Origin of the sequence: Paenibacillus sp. FSL H7-0942, assembly GCF_045040715.1 — a bacterium.
Taxonomy (GTDB): Bacteria; Bacillota; Bacilli; order Paenibacillales; family Paenibacillaceae; genus Paenibacillus; species Paenibacillus amylolyticus.
Genome location: NZ_CP150279.1, coordinates 3,142,380 through 3,160,511, shown reverse-complemented (window position 1 = coordinate 3,160,511; position 18,132 = coordinate 3,142,380). Strand labels below are relative to the sequence as shown.

Genomic DNA, 18,132 nt, shown 5'->3' with positions numbered 1-18,132 from the left:
CGCATTCTGTTGGCAAGGCGGGCGTACTTTTAGATCCATAAATAGAGGCTGATCAGACTACAGTTCATACTCATTCATCCAATTAATAATCGTTGAAGCATTTATATGAAAACGTTTTATATATTGCTCGTCATTCAATTAAAATTATTCCATTTATGTAATATAATTCTTTCTAGGTTTCTTTTAACGCTGTAACCACGCTACTTACGCACATGATCCTTTAACGAAAAGAGGAATAACACGACGATGCCGAAACCTAGTATGGGGAATCCGCTGGATACCGATATGCCGCTCATGATTACAGGGCAAAACCAGTTGACCGTTGATGAATTGATGAATTGGAGCGACCATTCACGGGATTACAGCATTGTACAGTGCATCGGAGGAACAGGGCGAATCGCAGCAAAAAATCATGAATTTTCGATCAAAAAAGGGACCGCTCTCATTTTGTTCCCGGAGGTAACCTACCGTTACCACAATCTGAGTGATTCATTACGATTTGATTGTCTGTCTTTCAATGGCTATTTGTTGCCACGGTTCTTGCATACCTTGCAGATCGGGGAGCTGCGCGCCTTCAAGCCGGATGGAATGCTTCATATCCTGTTGCGTGAAATTACGTTGGCGCTGCAGTCCCGGCACAAGGATCAGATCTGGCACGTATCCGCATTACTGTACATGCTTTTGGTCAGATTAACCATTGAAGGTGAACGCTATAGTGCTTACGAACGTTCTGATGCCCGATTAAGATTGGATGAACTCATTACTTTTATCAAACAAAATTATCATCAGGATATTTCTCTCCCCATGTTGGCTGAGCAGATGGACGTTACCGAGCAACACCTCAATCGGATATTCAAAAAAGAATTTCAAATGACTCCATTGGAATATCTGATGCGATATCGGTTGTTGAAAGCCAAGGAAATGCTCATCGAAAATAACGCTACGACCGCTCATGAAATAGCCAAAGCCGTTGGTTTCAACAGTGCCAGTTACTTTGGATCAGTGTTCAAAAAATACGAAGGGATCTCCCCTATCGAGCTACGCAAGCAGTATCTGGATTAAAGCGCCTCCATATCAATCTCGGCCAGCGAGGATAACCGCAGTTCATGCATGGCGAATTCCAGACCACGCGTTACCTCGTTAGGTACGATGATACAACGAATACCTGCCGCATTGGCTGCTTTCAAGCCATTAGGTGAGTCTTCGAACACAATCGCTTCGGAAGCCTCGATCCCAAGACTCTGGAGAGCAAGAAGGTACAGTTCAGGGTCCGGTTTCACTCGTTTCACATCCTCGGATGTATGAACGACTGTGAAATAATCAAAAATGCCTAATTTCTGCAAGTAACCATGTACCCAGTCCCGTGTAGAGCTGGAAGCAACCGCAAGCTGAATCCCCTTTTCCCTCGCAGACTGAAGCAATTCATACACCCCTGGAAGAATGGCGGCCTCTCCCAAATAGACTTCGTATTTTTGTTCAGAGAGCAGTCTGATATGATCATGATCTATCTTTTTTTGGAGCGCTTGCTCCAGATACAGAAATGGATGAAATTCCTCAAAGGATGTCCCCACATTTTTCGACCATAGCTCCAGACCAAGTTCCACTCCGTGCTCTTCATAAATATCGCGAAACGCATAATACCAAGGTGTCTCTGTATCAACAATGAGTCCATCAAAATCAAATATAAATGCTTTTACCATGAACCTGTTCTCCCTCCAATGATCGGCCAGGGGAGCGGATTAGAAACGTGCGGTCAAGTCCGGATGAGTAACGTTCACGGATAAAAAGTGACACGTACAGCCCGTTCCAGTTGGCGACTGAACAACTAATCCAGCTCGAAGTTCCCCTTGTATCGGCATGCCGAAATAACGAATTAGTTTCCACTCATCCCCATCGGGTGAATAAAAGAATGATATGCAACCCTCTACTTTGCGTATACGCAGATAGGGATTAGGTACGGAGACTTCCACCGAATTACAATCATCGGATGAACCATCACGTGTCACCACCGACACGATGGTAGGCGCATTTCCATCATACTCAAAACAAATTTTGCACCAGTTACGATCATCCGCCATCACCATCAGGCATCCGGAATCATATTGATTTTTCATATCAACGGTTAATTGGGTTGTGATTTCGAAATCGCCAGGCACAGGCATGGACAAGAAAGGAGCAGTTGCACGAATATGCTTGCCCGCAGGGTCCTGGAAAAAGTCGGTGTCCGCCTTCGCTTCCACCAGCACACCTCCCTGATCGGTATAGGACCAGGTTTCAGGCTCGTTCATCCAGCTCCATTGCTTCCGTGCTTCTGTTGTCATTACGTTAGTCATTTTTAGCAGCCTCCCAAGTTAAAATATGTTCTAGAGGTAGTTCAAAAAGTCCGCTTTTGATTACGAAGGATGCCTAGTGGCATCATCAGCATCGAATATGGCATTCAGCCGAAATGTCCGTTGCTCACGTAGCTCTATCTACGCTCCGCTACTCCATTTCTAGCTTCATCCCATCTTCTCGGTACTGAAAACCGCTCTTTTTGAACATGCATTTACTAGTTTTTTTCTGTACTACATATTCGCTCCAGATACAGTAAACCCCTTTTTCTACATATTTTTGTAAGGTTCCAGCACTTGGGAGTGCTTTTGCGGATCTGGCAGGAAGAACATGATGACCATGAGTACGACATATAGACCAAGAATGACGCTGAATAACAGTGTTGGATTGTGATGGTAGAGCAGGCCCGTCAGGTAACCGGATGGAATGGCTGTAAGCGTCATGACGGTCTGCACGGCCGAGAACATATCGGCTTTCTCATGCGTACCCAATCGGTTCATCAGCAGGGAATCCCGGTACGTCTGCAAAATGAAGTTACCCGCAGCGAGCACGATTAGCGTGAGAAACAACATCCCTATATTCCCCACAGGGATCAACAGAAACAGAATGGCTCCGGCAGTGCTAAGCACAATGGAAAAACCAACATACTTTTCTTCCGAACGCCGTTTCAGTCGCGGAATGATGACCAGATAGAGCAGCATGACGGTTACCGCAGTCACTACTGGGATAAACGAAATAACACGGTCATCAAATTTCAACTGTTCCTTGAAGAAAATGACCTGGAAGAAATTCAGCTGTAAAATCAGATTGGATAACACCGTGATCAGAATAATCGGAAAAAGTCTCCGTTTGTAGAACGATTTTCCAAACAGGCGCAGACTGGAACCCAAGCTCTGAAGCACGCGGGTTTTACTATGCAATCCCATAAGTTCCTTGCCGACCTCGGTCTCATCCGTATATCGGTTACGAATGAAAAACATGGCGGTCATGAGGATGCCTCCGACAAAGTAAATGCTGGCGAGTGTAGGCACAATACCATAATCAGCAATGACCACCCCAGCAATTGGCGTGAGTACCCCAGCCCCTGTAATAATCATGTTGAGAATGGCAAATACCTTGGATCGTTTGTGTTCCTCCACATCCTCTATGATCAGACAGTTAAAGGCGACCGTTACAAACTTGGATGTTGCATTCAGTAAATAAGCGATCAGGAACAGCCAGAAGTTCTGGGAGAAGGCCCAGATGAACATGGGAACACTCCAGGCAAGCAGATCAAAGATCAGTGTTGTTCGTTTTCGTCCCAGCTTATTCGTAATGGAACCCGCAAACAATTGAAAGATAAAGGCAAAATAAAGATTCACCGAATTGATTAAACCGATTTCTATGTCCGAAAGTCCGGCTTCCTTCATATATAAAGGAGCGTAAAAGAGAACGATCGTGCCTGGAATGGCCCATACCGGCTCGAGTAAAATGGAGTAGCGTGGATTCTTCGGCAAATCTTGAAGCAATTTCAATCGATATCCCTTCCTTCTGCGGTTTTCACCGCTGCGAATTCCAACTTCTCGCAGCGGCAAACCCGCTAATGTCTACATGCTTATCGTACCTCTTATAGGATAAGAGCTGTTTTGACCGAATTCATCGGCAACTTCTCTCCAGTATGCATGTCATAACCAATCGTTCCATTAAAGGCCTGTTCATAATCACTCAGCAGTTCCTTGGCTGTCACCATCTGTTCCAGTTCCGGGATGCTTTGGGCAAATTTCAGTGCTGTACTGATCATCGAGTGATTAGCCACCGCGCCGATGATACTAATGCCATCATTAATCACGGCTGTTGATTTGAACGTCACCTCATAGCTGTCGTCATATCCCATAGGAATAATTTTGCCGCCTTTGGCAATCAGCTCAAATCCTACATGAAGCTGGTTACCAACCGCGTCCACTACAATATCAAACTTTTTGTTATTATTGATCTCGTATACTTTATCCAGTGTCAGATCCTGAGGATAGAACACATGATCCGCGATCCCTGAAGCGAACTCTTTGCGGTATGGATCAACTTCCGTGCCTACAGTAAGCCTTGCCAATCGTTTGCTAACAAGCTGACACAGGGAACCGATTGCACCAGAACCGAGGACCAGTACGGAGTCACTTGGCTTAGTCCCTGCTTTCATGAACGTCTGAAGTACACATCCCAGTGGTTCGATCATCATGGCCGTTTCCCAACTCATGGAATCCGGGATGGCATAGATATACTTTTCGTCCCCGACAAAATATTCAGCAAAGGTTCCGTGTGTCGTCATCCCTACTTGATAGTCATCAAAATTCTCGCAGTAGATGAACAGACCCTCACGGCAGTATGAGCAGGTACCGCAAGATTGCGTGGGATCTACCAATACCCGATCACCGATCTTGAAACCACGAACGTCGTCGCCCACCTCAACCACTGTGCCTACACCTTCATGACCAATGATCGTTCCTTTATTTGCTGGCACTTTGCCTTTGACAATATTCAGATCTGTCCCGCAGATGCCGGAACCATAGATTTTAATTTTTACCTGGTTTGGCTTTTGAATGGTTGGCTCCTCAATCTCCTGGTAAGTCACCTGTTTGAGATCCTGATATACGAGTGCTTTCATTGAATAATTCCTCCTAGTCGATTGTCGATTATGATCTATGGATTAAGCTTCAAACGTTTTCGAAAGTTGCATCGCATGAAGATGTTCCTGCTTCTGAATCTCTTTCCAGTCTGACAGGATCTGTAACAGCGCTTCCTCGACCCACAGCAATTCTTCCCGTGTATGGGCATCAGAGAAAATAAAGTAACCCTTGGTGAAAATGCCGAAGTGAGCCATTCTCTTCACCATGAACTCGCGGAAAGGGTCTGTCTGGAAGTTATCTTCAGCCAGGGATTGAATGCAGAAGCTTGCATACGTCCCTCTCACTTCCAATTGATCCGTCAATCCGAGTAATACAAGTTCAGATTCCAGACGATCCATGATCCGGGTTGCCGGATCACGCCAAGTCGGCCATACTTTCGCATTTTTCATTAATCGTTCACAGGCAATGGCTGCCGCGAGCGCTGTCGTTTCGCTGGAATGGGCATTACTGAATCTGACCTGTCCTGACAAAGACATCAAGTGCTCAGGCCCCATAACCGCAGCTAGCGGTAAACCGTTGGCCATACCTTTAGAGATACAGAGCAGATCAGGCCAGATGTCATATTCTCCTGCTGTAGCCTGCTTGCCCATTCGAATACCGGAAGTTACCTCATCGAATATGATAATGATGTCCAGAGACCGACATAGGTTTACGGCACTCTCCAGCGCGTCCTTTTTCCACTCGTTGGGGCATAGAACAATACATGCGATATCCTCGGGAGACGCGGTAATCTGGGCCTCAATTCGCTCCGTAGTAGGCTTGTTGATCCAGATCGTTGAACGCTCGATATCCACCGGGATGCCACGTTCTTTCGTCTCGCCACCATAATAACCGTAGGCAGACCAGTCGTGCCACCCATGATAAGCTGTCGCAATAACCTTGCTTTTGCCACTAGCGGCACGGGCCAGACGCACGGCCCCACTCACTGCATCGGCCCCACTCTTAGTGAAGCGCAGCGATGGATAACGCCCCTCGAACCGCTCCAGAATCAACTCGGCACATTCAAGCTCGATGTCGGCAGGTAAAGAAAAGCTTGTCCCTTTTTTCAACTGGTGAATGACGGTTAATTGGACTTCATGTCTGGCATGGCCCCATGGCGCCGTACCCATGGCCATTTCGCAATCCAGCCATTCATTCCCGTCGATATCTGTAAATCGGGAATTATAAGCCTCTGCACAACATACGGGTGTATGGCCCGGAAATAAACGTTCAGGTGCTTTGGCTAAAGTGCTGCATCCGCTCGGAATTACCTTTTCGACTTGTTCCAACCACTCCAGATTACGGGTAAACCGTACGGCACGATCGAGCGTGCTCTCTTTTTCTTTCACCTTAAGTACCTCCCTGTTTATTTTCGTTGTGAGTGAATTACCGAACTTTGGTTCCAGGCCAGCATCCATCGTATATGCGATCCATCGTGATCACATTGCCATACAGATCAATGATCAGATCCTTGGCTCGATGAGCATGTCTCATCTCAATCCAGTAGCGGTTCTCCAGCAAACGGGCGAAATTGTCCACCAAAAACAGTAACCGGTTCTCACTATGAATCAGTTCCTTGCCCAGTACCTGTGGCAGCCAGATGGCTCCGTTGGAATTAAAGCGGTTTGAATAGTCCCGTACTTCGGCTACATTTGCAAATTCGGCTTCCTCCAGCTTGGTCCAGAATGTATCGGCATCACTTCGAACCTCGGCAAGGTCAATCCCAACAATCGGCAGTTGCTGGTATTCCTCTTGGCTTTCCAGCTGTGCTTTCAGATGACTGAAAACGAATGGCCATACATCAGCCTCGATTTGACCGCCCCACTTTTTCCAGAAGCGTGCCAGATTGTTCTTCCGATTGAAGTTGCGGTGAATACCGCTGCTGCGTTCCCAGTGATACGCTTGAATATTCGGGTTAATAACCGTATCGTATCCGGCAGCTCGTGCCCGCATCTGATAATCAAAGTCCTCGTATCCGTTAAAGAACTTCTCATCGAGGTTGCCGATGGTCTCATACACCTCCCGCTTCATGCCAAACATGGCGAACACCACCAGTTGAACAGAGAAGGTTTCTTTTGGGATATCATCAGGAGATGCGTTCAGGAACAGGTGTCGGCCGATGGTGTCCGCAAAAGCAATGCCGCAATGCTGCACGCCTCCTGTTTGCGGATACAACAGAACCCCTCCAATCATGCCGATCGTAATATCGCTATCCAGTGTCTCTTTCATCATCGGTTGCCAGTTCGGTTGAAGAATGGTGTCAGAATCCAGGAAGAAAATGTACTCTCCCTTGGCAAGACTCAGTGCGCTATTAATCGACACGGCGCAACCGAGTGGAAAATCATGCTGAAGAATCTCGATGGTCACACCTTCTCTTACGTCTTGCTTCAGTTTATCCAGATGTTGAAAGACTGCTGAGCCGGAACCATCGTTGATGAAAATAATCTGAGTGGATGGGCTTACCGTCCGGAGTAGCGAATCTGTGAACAGGTTCAAAATGTTATAGTCCTGGTTGACTGGCACAATAATGGTGTAAAGCATGGAATCCCTCCTGATTTGGGTTGATGGAATGAGTACATAAGCTGATTTTGAACTGCACAATTGAAGGTATTTCTGCACGGCCCCCTCGTTTGAATATTTTGTCTTTATTTGGTAATGATTTGAATCTACTAGAAATTTATATCATTTTTTGTAAACTGAAAATCTTAAATTCTGAACTCTGTTAATATTTGAATATGTGAGAAAATCAAGTCTTTGTAGCTTGCGCACTGAGAAACGCTGTTGTGAACGCAAAAAAACACCCTCAAAGAGTCGTGTATCTAACGATACAGTTGATTCTTTGAGGGTGTTTTCGTATTAAAATCTATTGTTTTTCATTGGATAGACCCTGACCTATCGCTGCTTAAATCCATGATAAAACGTGTCTACCACAAGCGCAGGGGCTGCTTTTCTCGCGATATGACCACTTACAACCTGCTGCCACGTCAGGAACATGATGGAATACAGCACATCGACAATCCAGGTTTTATCAAGATCGGAGCGGAAATAACCTTTCTGTTGTAACAGACCGACCGCATGCAATACAGGTTCTCTCAGTTTCAGATCCGCTCCCTCAATCTCGGGATTATAGTTAATGGTGGTGTCATGAGCCAGAAAATATATTTTGTCGCCTAATGGAATCAGCGCCTCGATCAGCTCAGGTATGTACTTTTCATAGTGCTCCTCATCCAGTTGGATTTCTTTCATGGTCTCACTGACCACCTCGATTGCGCGTAATCCGAGATATACCATAAGCTGTTCGCGGCTTTCCACGTATCGATGTAACGTAGCGATCCCGATTTTTGCAGATTCTGCAATATCATTCATAGAAGCATTCGGTTTTTCAATCAGCAATTTGGTGGCCTCGTCCAAAATGGAATGAAGCCTGGTTTGTTTGATTGTTGTCATTTCCTTTTTCATTGGTATTACACCTCTTGGCGAATTAGTCTACAATTGATCTAGTCATCCATCAAATGATTGGATGATATTATAAAATTATAGCATACTTCCTCACGAGTAATACTAAAAGCCGCCATTTGGCGGCTCTTAGCATGGTTATCTTTCACGTTACTTACAGTTCGATGATTCTCGTTGCAATATTTGTACAAAATTCACGATCATGCTCTACAAAAAGCAGGGTTGGCGAGTATTCCAAGAGTAAGTCTTCGATCTGAATACGTGAAATGACATCTACAAAGTTGAGTGGTTCATCCCAAATATGCAGATGAGCTTTCTCACTAAGACTTTTGGCAATGAGCACTTTCTTTTTTTGACCTGCGCTAAACGTTGAAATATCTTTCTCCAATTGCAGTCTGGAAAAATCCAACTTTCGAAGTATCGATTTAAACAGGCTTTCATCAATCCCCTGTGTGGCCGCATACTCAGATAAATGTCCTCCGAGATCGGACGTGTCCTGCGACACATACGAGATTTTAAGCTGATGATCCTTACGGAAAAGACCTGTATAAGGGATATCTTCACCACAGATCAGTTTAAGAATGCTTGATTTGCCAGATCCATTTTTACCGTACAGGTTAATACGATCCCCTTGTTCAACCGTGATACTGACATCCTTACACACCGTATTGGAGCCATATGATATCGACACATGTTCCAATTCAACAAGTTCCTGCTTGTGAAAATCCAGCTGATGAATCTGTAAACGTTCTGCACTCTCGATGTTTTTGAGAAGTTTGGATTTCTCTTGAATCGCAGATTGCTGCCTTTGTTCGATATTTTTGGAACGTTTCATCATTTTGGCAGCCTTGTGCCCAATATATCCTTTATCCACCTTGGAACCGGAATTTCTCGTACCATTTTTACTTTTTTCAACTTCATGCGACCATCCACCGGTCCGTTTGGCTGAATCGGATAAACGCTTGATATCCTTTATTAATTTCTCATTACTCGCAAGTTCAAACTGATCTTGCCTTCTTTTATTTTCCCACCAAGCGGAGAAATTGCCTTTCTGAATCTCGATGTTACTCTTATTGATGGAAAGGATATGGTCCACGCTGTGATCCAGAAAGGATCGATCGTGAGATACCAAAATAAATCCACGCTTGCTGCCAAGATAATTACTGACGATTTGTCTTGCATGAAGATCAAGATGATTGGTAGGTTCATCAATGAGCAGAAACCGATTATCCTTCAGGAACAAGGCAGCCAGCATCACCTTTGTTTGTTCTCCGTTGGATAACGTATCAAAAGGCCGATACAACACATCTTCTGACACTTTTAACAGGTTAAGCTCGCGCACAACTTGCCAGTGTAGATATTCAGGATGAATCTCGCCGATGACATCAACGGTCATGGCTCCCTTATTTTCTACCTGGAAAGGAAAGTATTCAAAGCTAACATTCGCAGAGATATGTCCGCTGTATTCATATTTGCCAAGCAACAGATTGAGGAATGTCGTTTTGCCTCTGCCGTTCCTTCCGGTAAAACCCAATTTCCAATCGGAGTCCAACTGAAAACTAACATTTTCAAATATATTATCGTAACTGCCTTCATAAGCAAAGGTCAGGTTGGTAACGTTGATTAATGACATGCATATCATCCTTTTTATGTGAAATATAAAAGTAAACTGACGGGATTTCACCATGGAACATGGCATGGATTCCCTCACTTTAATATTTGAACATAATCAGAATTTAGATTCGCTTATACAATAAAGAAACCTGGCGATAAACCACTCAGCGCCAAGTAGATCTATGCATAGGAGGACAAAGTGCCGGATTCTGATTAGTCATATTGTGAACCATGCCACTGTTCATGTTTGTTGACAGGTCCACATAAACATCCACAACCTCTAATTCCGTCATGACTCCATACCCCCTTTGAAAACTCACAATTTATTACAGAAAACTTAACATGGAATTCGATATGGGTCAAGGCAGTGCAGCCTCGATCTCATCTCCCTTCCCCGTACGTTAAACCATTGTGTTTTCTGGCTTACACACCTCTACGTAAATTTTGATGATGTACTCATCGGGATTACTTTCTGCAAAATAAGTGAGCAGGTCCAGTGCATACACATGTCCACAGACTTGCAGTCCCTCTTTTTCTATCTCCTCTTTCATGAGGGAATACGTCTCTGGCATGCTTTCGTATGAACCTCGATGATTCATGACGGCATACATCCCTTTTGGCTTAATCCATATCATTCCCCCTGGAATGGGAGCTTTTATTTTGTTACCAAAGTAATCCGGATAGTATTCTCCTGCCTCATAGTGCTCCTGAGTTAAGATCGTCCATACCGGAAACTCATAGTCGATCATCTGTTCATCACAATGGGTCCTGTATTCAATGAACTTACGGAAGAATTCCTTATCCCCATCCCCTTGCTCCAGTTGTACAGCAATAAAATACTCCAGCTCACATTGTTCGATATGCAGCCCTTCAGGAGAAGCATCCGTGGCTTGTTTCGTCATTTCTATTGCACCACTTAGCAGCTTTTGCATGCGTTTGATTCGTTGTTGTTCCAACTCAAGTGCCTTTAATTTCTGTTCAAACAGCTCAATTAACAATGGTGTATTCTGATTTTGGATAAACGACTTAATCTCTTGGAGTGAGCTTCCTGCCTTCTTCAGTACATGTATGACATCCAGCACATACGTTTGTTGCATACCATAATAGCGGTAGCCCTTGGCATTGGTATATTCAGGCTTTAACAGCCCAATCTCGTCATAATGAAACAAGGTATGTTTGGTCACTCCGCAGATCTTGGCAAATTCACTGGTGGTAAAATGTTGTGCGTGATGTCCAGCCATCTATGGGCCCTCCATGTACATATGTAGTCTAAGTTTTATCAATATAAATGCATTATAGTGTGTAAAGAAAAGTTTGACTATAGGGTTACCCGATAGTTTAGTCTTGAATTGTAAGTTATTCATATCGTCGGAGGGAAACATGTCTAAATTCAAACGTTGGATGATTCTTGTTATTGTCTCAAGTGCACTATTACTCATTGTGATGGATATGACCATCCTGTACACAGCCCTACCCAGCTTGACCCATGATCTCGGTGCATCTGCTTCAGAGAAATTATGGATTCTGAACGGTTACTCCCTTGTCATGGCGGGTCTTCTTCCTGCAATGGGAACACTCGGGGACCGTCTTGGTCATAAAAAAATATTTACCCTGGGCTTGGTCGTCTTTTCTGCTGCTTCTCTTGCTGCTGCCTTTTCTCCAGTACCCGCTATGCTGGTCATGAGCAGAATTCTTCTCGCCGTAGGTGCCTCCATGATGATGCCAGCGACATTGTCGATTATCAGAGTTACGTTTACGAATGAGCGAGAACTCGCACTGGCAATCGGCATCTGGGGTTCCATTGCATCAGGTGGTGCTGGATTGGGACCGATTGTTGGTGGACTGCTTCTTCAACATTTCTGGTGGGGCTCTGTGTTTCTGATTAACCTGCCCATAGCCATTATCGCGTTTGTATTCGCCTTGAAAATGATCCCTAAACATCAAGGGGATACCTCGAAAAAGTGGGACTTCACCAGTTCCATTCAGATCATGATTGCCATGGTCGGAATTATCTATTCCATTAAGGAATTCACAAGACGCGAAGGATCTCTCACACTCGCTATTATTGCTGCTATTGTCGGTGTTCTGTCCCTGATCATCTTTATTCGCCGTCAGAATAACAGTACCAACCCACTGCTGGATCTGTCCTTATTCAAAATCCCAAGATTCAGCACCGGCTTTATTACCGCACTGGTTGGCTTGTTTGCACAAATGGGTGTGCAATATATGGTCACTCAGCGGCTTCAACTGGTGGAAGGCATGTCACCTCTTCAGGCTGGACTATTCACCGTATCCATACCTGTTGCAGCACTCATCGCCGGACCTGTTACGGGGGCCATTATGCACCGTGTGGATGTTGTATATATCAAAAGCTTCACTCTCTTCATCGCTACCCTTGGCATGGGGACGTATCTGATGTATTTCAATGCTGGGTTCACCGGGCAGATTCTCGGTTTGGCACTGCTTGGTGCAGGTCTTGGATCAGGCATGACCGCTGCATCACATTCCATTATGAGTTATGCCCCACCACACAAAGCGGGTATGGCCGCTTCCATTGAGGAAGTGGGTTATGAGCTGGGCGGAGCATCCGGTATTGCAATCATCGGCAGCATGTCGACCCTTTTCTACACACTCGCTATGAAGATTCCTGTGGGAATTAGTGTGCCAGCCAATGCGAAAGACAGTTTGGATGAAGCGCTTATCGCTGCCGAAAGCTTGCCTGCTGCGTCTGCTGAATCGCTCAAAAATGCCGCCTTTGCTGCATTTGACCAATCCTTCTTTGTTGTCATTGCAGGTGTGACCGTATTTCTGTTCATTGCTGCTCTGATTATGAGTTGGGTTGCTGTGCGGTTGAAACGAGCCCCAAAGCACAGCGTTAAAACGTAATGAAATTCACTTCATGAAACAATGCGAGGTATATACGAAATATGTCAAAAGAAGAGGATTAACTCAATTGAAATCAACGTCAAAAACCACTACCTGAGTTGTTTCAGGTAATGGTTTTTGATATGCCTGATAACCGAAGCTTACCACCATGCGGCAGCTCACGGAACGTAGGCATCCTCTACCTCAACTTTTCGTTCATTCCCCATCGCAATGTATCTTACGTTAATGACATTTCCTTTCTGAAAATGGGGAATATGTGTGATTGGAATATAAGTCTCTACAATTGTTGGGAAGGTGCGGCCGTCAACTTGGGTTGCAGTCAGATCCAATCGCACGCCAGGCCTTCCATCCCTACTGGATGATGTCTGCACAATATCATGAATTATTGCTTCTGTTGGAATTCCGTCCATCAGAATGCTCTTGCGAAGGTGATGTTTCTCTTTATTGTTACGTAGCAGTTTAAATGCCATAATCGTAGTGATCGTGCCTGTTATAAGCCCAAAGACAATAATAGCGACAATAATAATTAATGTGACGGTCATGATAACCTCCTTTTAGTTGAAACTTATGTTAACTACTTCTTGTTTAGATCTCTTTTTCCTGCCTATTCTCTCTGAATCGGAAAACCTCAAAGTCAAAAAAGCCGCCTTAAGGGCGGCTTCATGCTGTGTATGTTCAACTCAACTTAGTCTACTTTCGCACCATACGAGCGTACAAACAGAACAGCTTGTTCGCGATCCAAACGTACGCCTTTGATATCCAGTGATTTCAGATCGATGCCTTCCAGGTTAGCCCCTCTAAGATCGGCTCCTTGCAGTTTAGCTCTGCTTAATACAACTCGGGTAAGATCACAGTCTCTCAAATCCGCTTTGGTGAAATCCGTGTCCGTAAAGTCAGCCTCAAAGAAACGAATTCCTCGCAGATCCTGTTTCCCCAATCGCGTATGTCTCAGATTCGTGTAAGACCAATCGCCCTGACTCAGGGTAATGCCATCCATTTGCGCACCTGAAAAGTCTGAGCCTGTCATCTTGCAGGAGCTGAATTTGGAAGCAAAGAGATTTGCACCACCGAAGGTGCAGTTTTCAAAAGCCGATTCCGTATGAATCGAACCATTCATGGAAGCCCCTTTGAAGTCACACTCAATAAAACGACAGTTACTCGTTTCGATTTCTTCCATAGAAGCGTTCATAAATGTACACTGCTTGAAAACACAACTTATGAGTTCTCCATAGCGCAGGTCACGTCCCTCAAAATGTACTGCTTCATATTCCTGATCCTTATATTGATACACTGGTTACACCCCACATTGTATATTTCTCCGTCTTTCTTCATTAAAAGAACTTTTTATACTATACCACACCCCTGTCAAGCACCTGCTTAAACACCCACAAAAGTCAAGTTACTTTTTTTATGAGAAAAATCTAAAGAACTAAAAAGGGACGCATAAAGCGCCCCTCCAGCTCACACTTTTAACTGTTCCAATGTGGGCTTGTATATGAAACTCTCCAGTTAGCTGCTTGTTCTATTCCTATCAGAAAACATTACACCAGTTTTTTGGACATCCTGTACAGGGATAACGAAGGTTTATTGATTTCCCCTACTCTCTGGTATCCCAAACGCTCGTAGAGTTTAATAGCTAGTAGGTTTTCCTTTTTAACCGTAAGTGAAGATTTGGACAGACCTTGTGTTATAGCTTGCTCCTCAGCAAAATGAATGAGCTGTGTTCCTACACCAAGACCTCTGCTTTCAGGCAAGGTAGCCAATGTTCCGATGTGGTACTCGTCGTTCTCCGCTTCTTTTAATGTCACCATGGAGTAGAACTCTTTCCAGTGTTGGAGATTATACTTAATCAGGCTCCATTTACGAAGTTCAAACAGTTTGGAGAACGTTGGAAAGCAAGTTTGTTCATTATAGTGGTCGGATAACACATGATCATGCCCAGCGTTTGGTTACCCATTTTTGCTTCATAAGCATATTGGTGACTGAATCGGTTCTGATTCGAACGCCATAACTTGTTAAATGTTTTCTCTATAATGCCTTTATCCTTGGTACCTGCAAGCGAATAGGCCATATATTCAAGTGCCATCTGATTTAGCTGCCCGCCGACTAATGATTGTGGACTAGCTTTTGTTATGGAAATCTTATTCATCGCTGTCACTCCTCTATGTAGCTGAAATTGGATTAAAGCTTGGCAGCAGGTTGGTTAAATGATAACCCCTCAACGATCACATTCACCGTATCAATGGTTAATCCGGTCAGCTGTTCCACATGCAATCTCACATTGTTTTGCAATTCCCTGCAGACTTCATGCACTTTTGTTCCATAACAAACGACAACCTTTACGTTTATCTCCAGTCTTGATTCTACCTTGCGGATATCTATGCCATTTTGTAGACTTTTCCCGCTCCACTTTTTGGTGATGCCCTCTATAAGTCCTGTCGACATGGAGGAAATCTCACTGGTGGTATTTGCGATCTTGCCGACAATTTTGGAGATCACATCATCCGATATTTGAATTTTTCCCAAAACATTTTGAATGGACATCCTAGGCCCCCCTCTTTATACCCGCATTTTTGATATATTATAATATCATTTAATATAAATATAAATCATGCAGAGTCCGATTTCAACTTTTGAATTGAGTCATCCTCATTTCTACCTGTACATAGCAAAAAAACCGCGATCATCGCGGTTTCTTCTTGGTCCATATTAAGGGAACTTCAATTGAATACGGACAGGAATGCGGGAGGATATCCCACTCTCTTTGCTACCTTCTTCTGCTGCCTCTGTTTCTTCTGCTTGCACGATCCACTGCCTGCCAATTAACGATTGTAGCAGTTCAATCTCTTGTGCGGTCAGACGAATATTCTTCAGAGACAACTCATCTTGAACGTAATCCCGATCCACCTTACGGTCAAACCGGAAATCGAGCAATCGTTTCAACCCGTTAATATGCAAAAACTTGAACTCATAACCTTGACGTATCGCCTTTTCCCAATCGTCTCCGATATCATCTGCTGTCTGTAGTCTTTCATCAAAATCCATCGCGGATTCCTTAACCAGAGGCAACAAACGGGAATAGTCTCGACGTTGTAAACATTCAATAATCACTTCTTTTGATTCTCCACTTGTCAGTACATTTTCTACAAGAAGCCCTACAGGAATGGACAGCTGAGTCCGACTCATTGCTCGCCCTCCTCATTCCCGAGGTACTGATTGAACCAGGCATTCACCTGTTCGAAGCTATCGATCCGAAGTGAAGGTTTACCGCTTTTCAGCAAACTGTGGTTGGAACCTGGATAACGAATCAGTTTGGTCTTTTTGCCATATCGTTTTAGCGTAGTATATAATTCCTCCGCTTGCGCAATCGGTGTCCGATAGTCCTGCTCTCCGTGCATGATCAGAAGTGGCGTCTCAATGTGATGTGCATGGGCAAGAGGTGAACGGGACCACAGGAATTCAGCGTTTTCCGCCGGATTACCACCAATGACTCCCTCGACATAGGAAATTCCGATATCACTCGTTCCATACATGGACAACCAGTTGGAGATGCATCGCTGGGTTACAGCCGCCTTGAAACGGTGGGTATGCGCTACAATCCAGTTGGTCATCACTCCGCCATAACTGCCACCCGCTACACCCAGACGTGATGCATCAAGGAAATCATATGTAGCCAGGGCATAATCAACAGCTTCCATCAGATCCCGGTAATCTCCTCCGGCAAAGTCACCACGGCAAGCTCTGGCAAACTCCTGACCGTATCCCATACTTCCGCGTGGATTGATCCACAGCACAGCATAACCTTGCGCAACGAGTGTCTGCATCTCATGACTATATGTTCCCGTATACATTGCGTGAGGTCCACCATGAATCTGCAAAATCAGTGGCAGTTTCCCATTGGTGTCACGTATTGCCGGTGTGGCTAACCAACCTTGAAGCGGCCAACCATCGGAAGACTTAAACTCTACACGTAGAGGCACATTAACAGCTAATTCAGCCAAGAATTCATCATTTCGCCGGGTGAGTCTGAACATTTCACCACTGTCGATATCCACGCGATATAACTCTCCAGGGTGTTCATCCGTCAACGCAGCGATAACCAGCGACGTACCATCTGACGTTAAGGTATACTGATACACATCCTTTTCACCAGCGCCAGTAACGGATTGACACGCCCCATCTTCTTGAATACGGTACACGTCCACATTCCCGTTATGTGTTCCGAGTACATATACACCGCGTTCCGGATGACGGGCATCCGAGATAGGAGAAGGTGACGCACCTGCCGACTTCATATCTCCAAGCGCCGCGTTACCAATCTGCATATCTAATTGAGGTGCGATTGGCCTGGGTATACCTCGATGAACGGGAACAGCGTATAAGCTGTTGTGGCTCCCGCTTCCATACTCACGATCACTGGCGATCAGGATCAGCTGTTGCCCGTCGGACGAATAGGAGAATTGGCTTATCGCCAGACTGGAATCCGTCACTTTGAACAGATCACTCTCTCCCAATCGAACGCTGTATATATCGGTAAAGTAAAGCAGATCCGCATCAAGCTCCTCGTCCTCTACTTGCTTCGAAATGAAAGAAAGCTGCTGGCTATCTGGCGACCATGCAGGGGCACTGATATTCCATAGCCCGGAAGTCACCTGTGTGATTTCCCCGCTTTTGATCTCATATACAAACAACTGGCTGTATTGACCGTCCCACCAGCCAGCCCCTTCCGCCTTCGGCGTTGTACGCTCGAAGACTTTACCTCGCAGCTCAGGTACAGACTCCTGTTGGACGTCTGCTTTCTTCTGTTGGTCCTCCGGTTGTACTTTGCTGGTAAACGCAATGTACTGCCCGTTCGGCGACCAGATATAACTCAATATTTTACGTGCGGGAGATATCAGCATAACCGGCTCTTTTTGATCTGAATGGAGCGTCCATAGTCCTTTGCCACCATCCACTGAGCGAATGAATGTGAGCTGTGTGCCATCCGGCGACCAAGCAGGTGAGGAATCCTTTGTTCCATCCGAAAGTGCAATATCTTCATCACCATCGAGCGAAATCCCTCGAATTTGCGTGTTATATTCGTTTTTATCCTGATCTATGGTCTGTTCCACATAAGCCACTTGTCCGTTAGGACTGATCACCGGCTGACTTATCCAACGATAATGACGCAGATCCTCCGGCATAATTGGTCTTTGATTCATAATGA

The 18,132-nt window shown here is 44.9% G+C and carries 16 protein-coding genes and 1 pseudogene; 2 read left to right on the top strand and 15 right to left on the bottom strand.

The genetic code is table 11. The annotated features are described in order from the left end of the window. Nucleotides 1-246: 246 nt before the first annotated feature. Entirely contained in the window at nucleotides 247-1,062 is an 816-nt protein-coding gene (locus MHI48_RS14165; protein ID WP_076249418.1) for an AraC family transcriptional regulator, read from the top strand. Here the strand turns inward: MHI48_RS14165 and MHI48_RS14160 are convergent. From MHI48_RS14160 to MHI48_RS14120, 9 genes are all read right to left on the bottom strand, one after another. Further along, nucleotides 1,059-1,700, bottom strand: a complete 642-nt coding sequence (locus MHI48_RS14160) for an HAD family phosphatase (protein ID WP_076327696.1) — start codon at nucleotides 1,698-1,700, stop codon at nucleotides 1,059-1,061. The genes MHI48_RS14165 and MHI48_RS14160 overlap by 4 nt on opposite strands. A 39-nt stretch (nucleotides 1,701-1,739) precedes the next feature. Beyond that, nucleotides 1,740-2,333, bottom strand: coding sequence for a DUF1349 domain-containing protein (locus MHI48_RS14155; RefSeq protein WP_076327697.1), 594 nt, complete (start codon nucleotides 2,331-2,333; stop codon nucleotides 1,740-1,742). Nucleotides 2,334-2,600: 267 nt separating this feature from the next. Beyond that, nucleotides 2,601-3,845 (bottom strand): MFS transporter, encoded by a 1,245-nt coding sequence (locus MHI48_RS14150; protein ID WP_051449724.1) that lies wholly within the window; start codon nucleotides 3,843-3,845, stop codon nucleotides 2,601-2,603. Nucleotides 3,846-3,937: 92 nt separating this feature from the next. After that, nucleotides 3,938-4,969, bottom strand: coding sequence for a zinc-binding dehydrogenase (locus tag MHI48_RS14145; protein ID WP_036608226.1), 1,032 nt, complete (start codon nucleotides 4,967-4,969; stop codon nucleotides 3,938-3,940). Between the two features lie 42 nt (nucleotides 4,970-5,011). Beyond that, entirely contained in the window at nucleotides 5,012-6,319 is a 1,308-nt protein-coding gene (locus tag MHI48_RS14140; protein ID WP_076327698.1) for an aminotransferase class III-fold pyridoxal phosphate-dependent enzyme, read from the bottom strand. Between the two features lie 37 nt (nucleotides 6,320-6,356). After that, nucleotides 6,357-7,511: a glycosyltransferase family 2 protein gene (locus MHI48_RS14135; RefSeq protein WP_405144384.1), complete on the bottom strand. Its 1,155-nt coding sequence runs from the start codon at nucleotides 7,509-7,511 to the stop codon at nucleotides 6,357-6,359. A gap of 351 nt (nucleotides 7,512-7,862) precedes the next feature. Next, nucleotides 7,863-8,429 carry a TetR/AcrR family transcriptional regulator gene (locus MHI48_RS14130; protein WP_405144382.1) on the bottom strand — a complete coding sequence of 189 codons (567 nt, stop codon included), beginning with the start codon at nucleotides 8,427-8,429 and terminating at the stop codon, nucleotides 7,863-7,865. Between the two features lie 151 nt (nucleotides 8,430-8,580). Further along, nucleotides 8,581-10,059: an Lsa family ABC-F type ribosomal protection protein gene (locus MHI48_RS14125; protein ID WP_405144380.1), complete on the bottom strand. Its 1,479-nt coding sequence runs from the start codon at nucleotides 10,057-10,059 to the stop codon at nucleotides 8,581-8,583. Nucleotides 10,060-10,441: 382 nt separating this feature from the next. Continuing rightward, nucleotides 10,442-11,281 (bottom strand): MerR family transcriptional regulator, encoded by an 840-nt coding sequence (locus MHI48_RS14120; RefSeq protein WP_405144378.1) that lies wholly within the window; start codon nucleotides 11,279-11,281, stop codon nucleotides 10,442-10,444. A 139-nt stretch (nucleotides 11,282-11,420) separates the two neighbouring features. On the opposite strand from MHI48_RS14120, the gene MHI48_RS14115 reads away from it, so the two are divergent. Next, on the top strand, nucleotides 11,421-12,926 hold the full coding sequence (locus MHI48_RS14115) for an MFS transporter (protein WP_405144376.1): 1,506 nt from the start codon (nucleotides 11,421-11,423) through the stop codon (nucleotides 12,924-12,926). 158 nt (nucleotides 12,927-13,084) lie between these two features. Here the strand turns inward: MHI48_RS14115 and MHI48_RS14110 are convergent, their stop codons facing one another. From MHI48_RS14110 to MHI48_RS14085, 6 genes and pseudogenes are all read right to left on the bottom strand, one after another. Beyond that, nucleotides 13,085-13,468, bottom strand: a complete 384-nt coding sequence (locus tag MHI48_RS14110) for a hypothetical protein (protein WP_076327704.1) — start codon at nucleotides 13,466-13,468, stop codon at nucleotides 13,085-13,087. 143 nt (nucleotides 13,469-13,611) lie between these two features. Then, nucleotides 13,612-14,217, bottom strand: a complete 606-nt coding sequence (locus MHI48_RS14105) for a pentapeptide repeat-containing protein (protein ID WP_036670794.1) — start codon at nucleotides 14,215-14,217, stop codon at nucleotides 13,612-13,614. A 250-nt stretch (nucleotides 14,218-14,467) separates the two neighbouring features. Beyond that, nucleotides 14,468-15,075, bottom strand: a pseudogene (locus MHI48_RS14100) (GNAT family N-acetyltransferase). 32 nt (nucleotides 15,076-15,107) lie between these two features. Further along, on the bottom strand, nucleotides 15,108-15,470 hold the full coding sequence (locus tag MHI48_RS14095) for an Asp23/Gls24 family envelope stress response protein (protein ID WP_340029588.1): 363 nt from the start codon (nucleotides 15,468-15,470) through the stop codon (nucleotides 15,108-15,110). Nucleotides 15,471-15,635: 165 nt separating this feature from the next. Continuing rightward, a complete protein-coding gene (locus MHI48_RS14090; protein ID WP_036608258.1) occupies nucleotides 15,636-16,112 on the bottom strand; it encodes a hypothetical protein in 477 nt (158 codons plus the stop codon). Further along, nucleotides 16,109-18,127, bottom strand: a complete 2,019-nt coding sequence (locus MHI48_RS14085; protein WP_405144373.1) for a S9 family peptidase — start codon at nucleotides 18,125-18,127, stop codon at nucleotides 16,109-16,111. Before MHI48_RS14085 ends, MHI48_RS14090 begins: the two co-directional genes overlap by 4 nt. Between the last annotated feature and the right edge of the window lie 5 nt (nucleotides 18,128-18,132).